At 51.3% G+C, this 7,737-nt stretch carries 8 protein-coding genes; 4 read left to right on the top strand and 4 right to left on the bottom strand.

Features of this window, described 5'->3' with window-relative positions:
- Nucleotides 1-141: 141 nt before the first annotated feature.
- Nucleotides 142-1,761 carry a methyl-accepting chemotaxis protein gene (locus tag H8S59_RS25035; RefSeq protein WP_187523169.1) on the bottom strand — a complete coding sequence of 540 codons (1,620 nt, stop codon included), beginning with the start codon at nt 1,759-1,761 and terminating at the stop codon, nt 142-144.
- Between the two features lie 303 nt (nt 1,762-2,064).
- Here H8S59_RS25035 and H8S59_RS25030 point away from each other — a divergent pair, with 303 nt between their 5' ends.
- The 3 genes from H8S59_RS25030 (at nt 2,065) to H8S59_RS25020 (ending at nt 4,271) form a co-directional block, all read left to right on the top strand.
- The gene (locus tag H8S59_RS25030; RefSeq protein ID WP_187523168.1) at nt 2,065-2,538 is read left to right on the top strand and encodes a hypothetical protein; all 474 of its coding nucleotides are present in this window, start codon (nt 2,065-2,067) and stop codon (nt 2,536-2,538) included.
- An 82-nt stretch (nt 2,539-2,620) separates the two neighbouring features.
- Nucleotides 2,621-3,082 carry a carbohydrate binding domain-containing protein gene (locus H8S59_RS25025; RefSeq protein WP_187523167.1) on the top strand — a complete coding sequence of 154 codons (462 nt, stop codon included), beginning with the start codon at nt 2,621-2,623 and terminating at the stop codon, nt 3,080-3,082.
- Nucleotides 3,083-3,572: 490 nt separating this feature from the next.
- Nucleotides 3,573-4,271, top strand: coding sequence for a uracil-DNA glycosylase family protein (locus H8S59_RS25020; protein WP_187523166.1), 699 nt, complete (start codon nt 3,573-3,575; stop codon nt 4,269-4,271).
- A gap of 37 nt (nt 4,272-4,308) precedes the next feature.
- Here H8S59_RS25020 and H8S59_RS25015 read toward each other — a convergent pair whose 3' ends face one another.
- On the bottom strand, nt 4,309-4,860 hold the full coding sequence (locus H8S59_RS25015; protein WP_187523165.1) for a BRO-N domain-containing protein: 552 nt from the start codon (nt 4,858-4,860) through the stop codon (nt 4,309-4,311).
- Nucleotides 4,861-5,320: 460 nt separating this feature from the next.
- Here H8S59_RS25015 and H8S59_RS25010 point away from each other — a divergent pair, with 460 nt between their 5' ends.
- Nucleotides 5,321-6,271, top strand: coding sequence for an HNH endonuclease (locus H8S59_RS25010; RefSeq protein WP_187523164.1), 951 nt, complete (start codon nt 5,321-5,323; stop codon nt 6,269-6,271).
- 45 nt (nt 6,272-6,316) lie between these two features.
- On the opposite strand, the gene H8S59_RS25005 is transcribed toward H8S59_RS25010, so the two are convergent.
- On the bottom strand, nt 6,317-7,273 hold the full coding sequence (locus H8S59_RS25005) for a sce7725 family protein (protein WP_187523163.1): 957 nt from the start codon (nt 7,271-7,273) through the stop codon (nt 6,317-6,319).
- Between the two features lie 22 nt (nt 7,274-7,295).
- Nucleotides 7,296-7,737 (bottom strand): hypothetical protein (locus H8S59_RS26835; RefSeq protein WP_214658462.1); only part of this gene is annotated, 442 nt, incomplete at its 5' end.

The following is a 7,737-nucleotide window of genomic DNA, read 5'->3' as shown; positions in this document are numbered from 1 at the left end:
CACCGCGAGGCCGCGATAGCGGTGTATCAGACAGACCGCCATCGCGGCCTCGCGGTGCTCGTGCGCTCCTACAGCCAAATATTTCAAATCAGATTGTTGTTTGATGAGGGCCCACTGGCTCGCGTATGTCTGAGTGCATGACTACACCACAAACCGGCTCACCAGCTGATTCAGGTTAACCGCCAGTTTCGACATCTCACCGCAGGCACTGGCCGTCTGGCTCGCACCCGCGGCACTCTGTGTTGCCAGCTCGCGAATGCTGACCAGATTGCGGTCAACCTCACGCGCCACATGGGATTGTTCTTCAGAGGCGGTCGCGATCAGCAGGTTACGTTCGTTGATCTGAACAATGGCCGTGGCAATTTGATCCAGCGAGGTACTGGCCTCCTGGGCGACGCCCAGTGATTCAGTCGCCAGGTCTTTGCTCGTATTCATCGCCTTCACCGCCTGATCAGATTCGTTCTGAATAGCAGCAATCATTTGTTCGATTTCTTGAGTCGATACCTGAGTGCGATGGGCCAACGCTCTGACTTCGTCAGCCACCACCGCAAACCCACGACCTTGCTCGCCTGCTCGTGCTGCTTCGATGGCAGCGTTCAACGCCAACAGGTTGGTCTGTTCAGCAATCGCCCGAATGACCTCGACAACTTTAGTGATGCCCTGAGCGCGATCCGACAACCCCTGAATCTGCTCACTCGTGTTTTCAACGTTACCGTTCAACTTCTGAATGGACTTCAATGTCTGGGCAACTCGCGCCAAGCCTTCTTCGGTATAACCCTGAGTACGCTTCGACTCTTGGGAGGCCGACTCTGCGTTGCGAGCGACTTCGTCAACGGCCGCGCTCATTTCCGTGACCGCTGTTGCCGCTTGATTGACCTCATCGTTCTGGGCAACAAGGCCCCGACTCGATTCTTCGGTGACTGCCGTCATCTCTTCTGACGCCGAGGCCAGTTGGGTGGATGAATCAGATATCTCCATGATCGTGCTGCGCAGGTTCGCTTGCATCTGTGCGAGGGCTTTCAACAATCGCCCGGCTTCGTCAGTGCCGCTGACCAGTACCTCTTTGGAGAGATCACTGGCCGCGATACGCTCAGCGACGGTCAGGGCATCATTAATGGGAGACGTGATGCTCTTCGTCAGCAGCAATGCCAAGCCGACCGTCAGCACGATTACCCCAGCAATAATGCCGACAACCAGCCAGAGCCCGTTGTTGTAAAGATCCGTTGCGTTCTGCCCGGCCTGTGCTGCGCCTTCGTTGTTGTAATTGGTCAGATCCTTGATCTGCTGCTCCATCGTATTCGTCAGCGGACGGATACCGGTACTCACCAGGCTCACCGCAGCCGCGATGTCACCCTGCCTCATCATGGGTTCGAGAAGGTCCAACTGTCTGGAGTACGCATCGGCGCTGTTTCTTACCTGCGCATACAATGTGCGCTCTTTGTCATCCCCGACGAGGGAATCGTACTGCGCCACCGCATCGGTGAACGTCTTACGGTAACCAGGGAAGCTATCAATAGTCTTTTGAATGGACTGAGGGTCAGCAAGGCCACGCTGTGTTTCGAGCCTCAAGCGAAGGACCGTAGCGTTCATCAACGCCGTCTGTCGAATGCTGGCCATCCAGTTCAGTTCGACTTCCTTTTCGGCGTCCCTCAGTTTGCCCATCTGCACCACGGCAAACGCGCCAAGCACAAAGACCAACGCAATAATCAACGCGAAAAACAGGGCAGCGCGGGGCGCCACGTTGAGATTTCTAAGACGCATACGAGATTCCTGTTTTCCAACGAAGGGGTAGATGTACTCAACACCCTATCGACCCAACTTTGGAAACTTGAGACACCTTCGACGAAAGGGGGAGGGGCATACCGGAAACTGTCACATACGCGGTATTCAGCATTGCGCCCCGAAGGAAAATGGCCGGATTGATCCGGGAAGAGGCCAGCCTGGACGCCAAGTGACAGGCCCCGCCGATCCCCTGCAGGAGCGAACTTGTTGGCGAAGCGGCATACCTGACACACTACCCTCGACCAACGTAAAGCCAGAAAATGAACCATCAGGAACGGACGCATGAAACAGACATTGATTGCCGTGCTTTTTCTACTCGCGCTGTCGGGTTGTGCCACTTGGCCGGGCTCCGCCGCTCGGGAGAAAGTCTGGTATGCAGAAACCGAGCAGCCGCAATTGGTGCCTTGGCATGCTTACTTGACGTTCACCGACGACACCCACTTCATCTACTGGCGTACCGTTGAAGACCCCGATGCAGTTCTGAGTAAATTTGACGAGTACATCAAGGGCGACGGCGCCGACGTAGATGCTCCCATCGCGATTACTCGCACGGGCGACCGCTTCACCGCCGAGTCGCACACCCCGCTCAAGAGCAGAACCGGTGAACTCGTCTACACCACGGTTAACACCTTCAACGGACGCTTTATTGGCGATACGCTGGAGGTAGATTTCCAGACAACAACCGTCTGGCCCGATCGCCCTGCTTATTCTTATCGCCCGATTCGATGGTCGATGAAGCGGCTCAGCACGTTGTAAACCAAATGACGAGGCCGCGCAGTCGCCAAATCCGTTACAGACAAACGCACCCACGAACGGTGGATATCAAGACGGATTCGCTATGCCAAAACTGAACCGTATGAGTTCCAATTCCTTTTACAAAATCGGGTTCTGGGTGCTCGCATTCGTCGGGATCGCATCAGTCGCCATCCATTTGCTCGACGGCCCCGGCGATGCTGACGAAGTGGTCTTGAAGCGAGAACTGCCCGGTGGTGCCTGGCTCTACGCAACGCGTTACTTCGCGCCAGCAACCGATCCGAATACGCTTCGTTTCTACATAAAGAAGCCACTGCAGGGCAATGACACAGAGATACTGCAGCAGTTGAATGAAACCAGCGGATTTCTCATCACGGACAGCGACCCGAAAGACATCGCCATCCGTGACACCCACAACGGCATAAATATCGAGCTACAGGGCGCGGTCTATCGATACTTCAGCAAACAGTACCTGACCGAGGGCGAAAAACTGACGAGTTACCGGATCACCCTGACGCAGCGAGATAACAGCCCGAGACATGAGTGAAGCCCATCTGTAGGCGCAGCCCTAATGTCCCTGACACCACGCTGTCGCGCAGCAAACATTGGACCTGTAGGAGTGAGCTTGCTCGCGATGACACCAGCCCAGTCGCCACATCCGTCACAGACAAAAAAACTGTAGGCGCTGCCCTGATGTCCCTGACACCACGCTGTCGCGCAGCAAACATTGGACCTGTAGGAGTGAGCTTGCTCGCGATGACGCCAGCCCAGTCGCCACACCCGTCACAGACAAAAAACTGTAGGCGCTGCCCTGATGTCCCTGACACCACGCTGTCGCGCAGCAAACATTGGACCTGTAGGAGTGAGCTTGCTCGCGATGACGCGAGCCCAGTCGCCACATCCGTCACAGACAAAAAACGTCCGGACGATCAACCAAAAATGGCGATCAACCTCGCTCGCACTGAGGCCGGTCCACCAATAAATCTCTGTGGCCCAATAATCCGCCAACTCCATAAACATCAAGGACGACCTCAGCAATGAGTCACGAAGCCATCAACGCCCAACTGGCTACTCGATACCTGAGCATTCTTGAAAACGCTCAGTTGGACAGCCTGTACAACGAGGCCAACACATTCTCCGGAATGTTCCTGCCCACCGTCAGCGAGCACTACCTGGTAGCGCGCAAAAAAGTACTGATTGTAGGGAAAGAGACCCGATCCTGGGCGAACGCAAGATGCGCCATCAAATCTGGCCGGGCCGCGAACGTGGAGGGCGTAACCGCCGCGATGAACCGTCACCGCAACTTTCTCCTGGCACCGCCCCAAGACTCAAAGTTCATGCAGTTCTACCGGGTCGCCAATGTCTTGTTGTCAGGCGGTAAGCAATACCTCCCATCGACCGCCATCTGGTCAAACCTGTTTTGCGTCAGCTCATCCAGTAAAAGTCCGGTCGGCACAAGCAGCTTCCAGTTGGTCAGTGAACTCTCTCGAAAGCTGCTTGAAGCTCAAATCGAGATTCTTGAACCTAACGCCATTCTCTTTACCACCGGCACGGGTTACGACAAATACCTCAAAGCCTTCTTCCCGAGCCGGACTGACAGCCAAGTCATAACACCCAGAGCTCTATGGGCATTCAAGATCAACGGAGTGCCGTGCTATCGAACCAGTCACCCGCAATGGGCAAGCGGTCGTGAACATCGAGAAGACGCATTGCGCAGAATACTTATCGAGGAATGAAGCTCGTCGTGCCAACATTCGGGCGCAACGGCCTCAATTAACGCCAAACCGCCCGCCACCACGACAACCACCCCTTACTCCGCACCGAATCCTCCGGCAACTGCCCATGGGGCAACAACCTCGGCATATCCCGCAACCTGATCCACGGCTCACTCCGCCAATTCAACAGACACACCGACAACTCCGGCCATTGCAGCAGACTCAAACTCGGCGCGTTGTCATTGAGCGGCACACCATCACGCACACAAGGCACCACCTCATTAGTGATCCAGCGCCGCAAACTGCGCTTCTCCGCATGACAGTGATACACCAGCATCTCGTAGATACCCGACTCACTCACCATCAACTCCTCCTCAGCCCCGTAATGAGCGCCGAGCAACACAACACGACGCTGATCCTCATCCAGCTTTCGTGTCGTGCGCTCATTCAACGGCCAACTCATCAACCGACTGAAATCCTGGGCGCAGAACCAGACTTGGGATTCCAGCAGGACCGTGCGCAGTGGGCGGTGATGGCGGTGGAAGATGGTGGGGGTGAGAGGTTCGGGTGTGGGTTGCCTGTTTGGACTTGGTGGGTCGGGGTTGAGCATTGTTGTTATCTCTACTTTATTCAGCCTTTTTTAGGGCTAAGGCGTCGGGAGTTAAGAAACCTCAAAAGTAGAAAAGGCCGGACGTATTCCCCTTGCGGGTCTTGTATTGGTCCACTCCCGACATAGCAGAAATTTTAGGACACGCAGCCGGAGGCCGCAGGTACAAAAAGCCGCATTTTATCGGGGGCGGACAGGCCGCTACTTTTGAGTTGCTTTGGGCGTTTCTTAGGCGCGGTGCAAGGGTAGGGGGCGTAGGCGGGGTGGGCAAGGAGCAAAGCTGTAGGGCATTTCCGAAAATTTTCAGCGAGGATCGCGTTAGCGCTTTACCCATAATGGACACCTAGATATCGTGTGGGAAATTTCCTGCGATTGTGTCGGCCAATTCACTCGGCTGCTTAATATCTGCGGGAGGTGCGACAGATATATCTGTTTCCTTGACGTGATGGGCTAGGGATAAGCAATGCGATATTGGTGGGTCAATCATAAGCAGACATCCAAGTTTGAGATTGCTGGTGGGTTTCTCTGGTCGCCGATGCGCAAGAAGAATAACTCTCGTAACCAGTTTTACGACAACATGCGTCTGGCTTCTCCAGGAGATGCAGTGATATCTTTTTCACATGGGAAGATTCGATATATAGGATTAGTGGCAGGATTTGCGTCAGCTGCTCCGAAACCACCTTCATTTGGATCAGCAGGTGCATACTGGAGTGAGCAGGGATGGCTGCTTGCTATCAAATGGCAGCCTCTTCCTAAAACTATTATTCCGAAAGAAGAAATTGAAAAGCTTCGCGAATTCCTCCCACTAAAGTACTCTCCAATCCATTCAGCAACTGGTCATGGAAGGCAAAATGCATATCTAGCAGAGGTTGGTAAACCTATTTACGATATTTTGTTAGGGGGGGACGACTTTTTTAATGTTGACTCATACGAGTATTTAGCTGAATTTGCTGCTGAAGTTGCCAGTCATCTAGAGAATTCAATTGAGAAGCAAGTATTGGATGATAGAAGTCTCGATGATACTGTAAAAGCTACGCTCTTCGCTGCGCGGAGAGGGCAAGGGGTTTTTAGAGAAAGAATTTACGAGTTTGAAAAAGGTTGCCGTCTGACTGAGATTTATACACCTGAATTGCTTGTCGCCAGCCATATAAAGCCTTGGTCTCTTTGTACTTCTGCCGCTGAACGTTTGGACGGAGCAAACGGGCTTCTATTGACTCCTCATGTTGATCGTCTGTTTGATAGAGGACTGGTCAGCTTTGAGGATGACGGTACATTACTAATCTCGTCTCGATTAAGTCTAGCTGATCTCGGGCGTCTAGGTTTGGGGGACGCGCTGAAAAAGAAATTCGGATCGTTCCATAGTAGGCAGAAAAAATACCTCTCATATCATCGTGATAAAGTATTTTCCCTGTAGTCTGGGCGTAGGGAGAACATCAAAAAATTGATGCTCTCGCGAGGTTTATAATTTTTTGTTTAATATGTCCAGCATAAAGCTGATGTGGTGTCTTATTTGGTATTCTTTGTTTTTTCCAAGTCCTGACCATGTGTTTAGATTTACGTGGTTTTCATATTCTGCTAGGGCGCTATTCCAGCCAAACTCAGCAGGTCTTGACTTGACTGCCTTAATTAGTTTACGCGCGGCTTCAAGAAATTTTGTCTCGGGGCTACCTTCATTTCGATCAGTTTCATCTGAAACAAAATGTTCAATCCAGATATCAGAACTTTTCGAGTTTTTATATATTGTGTGAATCGCAACTGCCCCAGGAGTGCCGCCTCCTAACTCGAATTTCTTCCCTGTGACGGTGTAGTCTCCAAATGCAGCAGCTTTATCAGCAATAAGGTTGTGACGGTCCGTAAATAATTCATGACCGCCATAGTCGGCGTTTCGACTTTTTTTGTTGAAATCATCGTTGTTATGAATCAGCTTTTTGACGGGTATTACCTGGTTTTGTGCGGTGGTCGTCTTGTTGTTTATGGTAATGTTAAATTGAGTATCTACATGCTGGGTGTAGGTTGCCAGTTCGTTGTGGTCTAGCGAGGGGTTGTTAAGTAAAAGTGCTACCGGCCGAGATGGGTACTTTATGAAAAATTTCTCCAGGGTTTTTTCTGTGATGCCAGCGGAAATTTCCAGGCCAGGAATAATACAAGGGCTTTTCGCGAGGATGTCATTGATATCCTCGCGAAACTGCTTCTGGCGTGGTGGGTTTTTCGAAAATTCATTCAGTGCGGGATTTACGACTACAATCAGATTTTGTTCTTTTTTTGAAAAAGCTTCCATGCAGCGCCGAATATCACTTGTATCAGTTTTTACCGGCTCTAAGATTGGTATTAGCTTAGTTAGGTCGATACTTTCTTTTATTAACGCTCGGAGGGCTAGCAACTCATACTGGCGTGCATATAAGTAAGGGCTATACATATCGCGTTCCTTGCAATTTAATTTAATGTAGTGGTAAGTCTAAGGAGGTCAGTAGTCTTTGTTTTTGTATGTTTGAAAGGGATGTGGCATAACCTAATATGCGCAAGTATTCAGGTAATGACGTAAGGAATTTTACAGATTCCTCATTGGTTGATCGTTTCCTAAGTGCATTAAGGTATAGTGTGTGCGCAGTCTGCGTATCCAGTTTGGAAAATAGTTGTTGGCAGTGTTCTCTGATTAGTCCGTTTGCTAATCGTATTGGATGACCTTCAATTTCTTCTAAGGCAGATATGAATTCATATCTTCTAAGCATTCTGAATATGATCTTGGAATCTATGTTGTATAGGTTGCTTGATGCGGGTTTTATGACTCTTAGGCTGTCTCTGTCATTTAAGCTGATTACGCCAACTTGGTTGTGGCATGCGTCTGCATATTTTTCTGCGAGATTAGGGTGTGTCACTATG

The sequence above is a fragment of the Pseudomonas folii genome, assembly GCF_014357575.1.
In the GTDB taxonomy this organism is placed as follows: Bacteria; Pseudomonadota; Gammaproteobacteria; order Pseudomonadales; family Pseudomonadaceae; genus Aquipseudomonas; species Aquipseudomonas folii.
The sequence above is the reverse complement of the archived record's forward strand: the minus strand, read 5'-3'. Positions and strand labels throughout refer to the sequence as shown.